The following is a 2,444-nucleotide window of genomic DNA, read 5'->3' as shown; positions in this document are numbered from 1 at the left end:
GCGTCTGTATCGACGACGGCATAGCCGGTCTTCTGGAATGGCCGCAGCCGGGAAGCCGCTTGCCGGGCGAGCGACGGCTCCACGTCATGGTAGAACGCCGCCAGGCTGACCTCGCGATCGATGACGGTCGTCGTGTTCGTCTCGATGACGACCTTGGACCGTAGCGTCTCGCGGCCCTCGACGAGCACCGGGGGCGGGGAGAGGGTCGGATGACCGGCCTCGGTCAGGACCGCGGCGATATAGATGAGATGCCTGACATTGGGCGCGCCGATCGCGCCGAGCGTCGCGACGCTGCCGCCCCAGGAATGGGAGATGACAATCGCGTCCCCCTCGATCGCGGCCAGCGCGTCGCTCAGCACGGCGGCGTCGCCGTCGAGCGTCGTCATCGGGAGGTCCAGCGCCACCGATGGGACGCCCTGTGCGTCCAGAAGCTCGCGGACAAGATGCCAGCTCCACCCGTCGTGCCACCCGCCGTGGACAAACACCGCGGTCGCTGGACTGCTCACCGAAGGTCCCCTCTTCAGATGCCGTAGACGGAGCTGGCGGCCTTCTCGAAGACCCACGAGCGCTCGTCGGCGCTGAAGTCGTCCGCGATCCGCTTGTAGGTGTTCCACAAGACCACGAAGTCGGTCAGGTGCCTGTCCTCCGGATAGTTGGTCTCGAACATGCTGCGCTCCGGGCCGAAGGTCTCGATGGCAAAGCAGATTTCGGGCTTCCAGTACGCGGCGAGGAACTCCGATGACCGCGGCCCGTCGAGAACGGACTGCTCGACGAACGACTTGTAGCCGATGCCGCCGATCTTGAGATAGACGTTGGGTGCCTCGGCCAGGTCTGCCATATTCCGCCGCCACTCGGCCAGCATCCCCGGCCGGTCGGCTGCGTACGGCCCATTGCACGCCGGGCCGCCGAGATGGTTCAGGACGATGCGCAGGTCCGGCTGGGCTTGCGCCAGCTTCTTCATGTCGCTGAGCTGGTTGAAGTACAGCCAGGTCTCGAAGATCAGGCCGCGTTTGGCCACTTCGGCCGTGCCGGCCTGGAAAACCGGGTCAAGCAGCGCGAACTCCGGCGCGCCGCGCAGCGCGTTGTTGGTGTCCGGGTGCCGGTCCCAGGCGACGTTGTGCCTGATGCCCTTGAACGAGGAGCCGCCCGCCTCCAGATGGGCATCCAGCACCTCGCCCGCCTGAGACCCGAGGTACATGTCCACGTGGCCGACGATGCCAGCGCAGATTCCGTCCGGCCCCTGCTGAGAGACCGCCCACTCGGTCTCGCCCACCGGCTTCAGGTAGTCGGGACCATCGGTCCGGTAGCTCGCCGAGCAATCGATGAAGACCGTCTTGATGACGCGGTGGCCCTGGCTGATGTCACGCTCAAGGTCGGCCCGGTTGTACCGGTCGCTCGGCCACATGTGGTGATGCGCCTCGACGATCGGGATGTCCGGGCCGATCGCTGTTTCTGCGTACGCCTGCTGCGTGGTCATGACTCTCTCTCGTTAAGCCCGGTGGTTAGACGGAATACAGCTTGACGCGCTCGGCGATGATGTCGGCGACCTGCCGAGGCTGGGAGAGGAACGGCGAGTGGCTCGTGTCCAGCTCCACGACGTCGCCTGCCTTCGCTGCCATGGCCCGCTGATCGTCGGGGTTGACGCCGTGGTCCTGCGCGGTGACGACGTAGGTCGTCGGGTAAAGGCTCCAGGCCGGGGGGACCGAGGTCTCGACGATGTCCCAGCCCACGCGGGCGAACGGCCGCAGCTGCGCCGTGCACTCCGCGGCGACCTGCGGGTCCACGTCGTGGTAGAAGGCGTCGTAGGCGTACTCGGGGACAACCACGCAGACCTCCGGCCCCAGGTCGAAGGCGGGCATCGGCGGCAACGTACGGAAGTCGACCGGCGCAGGCTTGCCCGCTTCGATCATGAAGGCGGCCAGGTAGATCAGGTGCCGGACGTTCGGCGCACCCGATGCGCCCAGCGTGACCGGGCTGCCGCCCCACGAGTGCGCGACGACTACAGCATCGTCGTCGAGGCGGTCCAGGGTTTCCCTGACCACCGCCGCGTCGACGTCCAGGGTCGACGTCATGGGGAGCTGAGGCGCCACCGACCGGATGCCGTCGGCTGTGAGTTCGGCCCGGACCAGATCCCAGCACGACGCGCTGTGCCAGCCGCCGTGCACCAGTACCGCAGTCGTCATGATCGCCCGCCCCTCACCCGGTTCCTGACTGCATCGATTGAGCTGAAGCTACTCATATCCAAGCACCCCCATGAACAAGAATCCATGAAAAATCGTCAGACGATACGACAGACTACCGGTCGGTCCGCCGCTGCTAGCGCGATTGACACTTCGGTTAGATCGTAGATATCTTCGGCTTATGCGAAGCGAGGCACCCGCGCTGCTGCCCGTATTCAGGTCGCAGCTACAGGCTGACATCCTTGCCGCGCTGCTGCTCAGGCC

General features: G+C 66.2%; 3 protein-coding genes. All 3 read right to left on the bottom strand.

Annotated features, from left to right (window positions below):
• Positions 1–506: alpha/beta fold hydrolase (locus WA805_RS27380; RefSeq protein WP_425243778.1), on the bottom strand; the 506-nt coding region annotated here is incomplete at its 3' end.
• A 14-nt stretch (positions 507–520) separates the two neighbouring features.
• Positions 521–1,477: an amidohydrolase family protein gene (locus WA805_RS27375; RefSeq protein WP_424558819.1), complete on the bottom strand. Its 957-nt coding sequence runs from the start codon at positions 1,475–1,477 to the stop codon at positions 521–523.
• A gap of 25 nt (positions 1,478–1,502) precedes the next feature.
• Positions 1,503–2,183: an alpha/beta fold hydrolase gene (locus WA805_RS27370; protein WP_422286767.1), complete on the bottom strand. Its 681-nt coding sequence runs from the start codon at positions 2,181–2,183 to the stop codon at positions 1,503–1,505.
• Positions 2,184–2,444: the final 261 nt, after the last annotated feature.

The sequence above is a fragment of the Trebonia sp. genome (genome assembly GCF_049794275.1).
Classification (GTDB): domain Bacteria; phylum Actinomycetota; class Actinomycetes; order Streptosporangiales; family Streptosporangiaceae; genus Trebonia.
Note: the sequence above shows the minus strand (reverse complement) of the source record. Positions and strands in the feature narration are given on the sequence as shown.

Bases quoted from the DNA above. Each gene is read 5' to 3' on its own strand.
- WA805_RS27375 (WP_424558819.1), bottom strand. From the start codon at position 1,477: ATGACCACGCAGCAGGCGTACGCAGAAACAGCGATCGGCCCGGACATC.
- WA805_RS27370 (WP_422286767.1), bottom strand. From the start codon at position 2,183: ATGACGACTGCGGTACTGGTGCACGGCGGCTGGCACAGCGCGTCGTGC.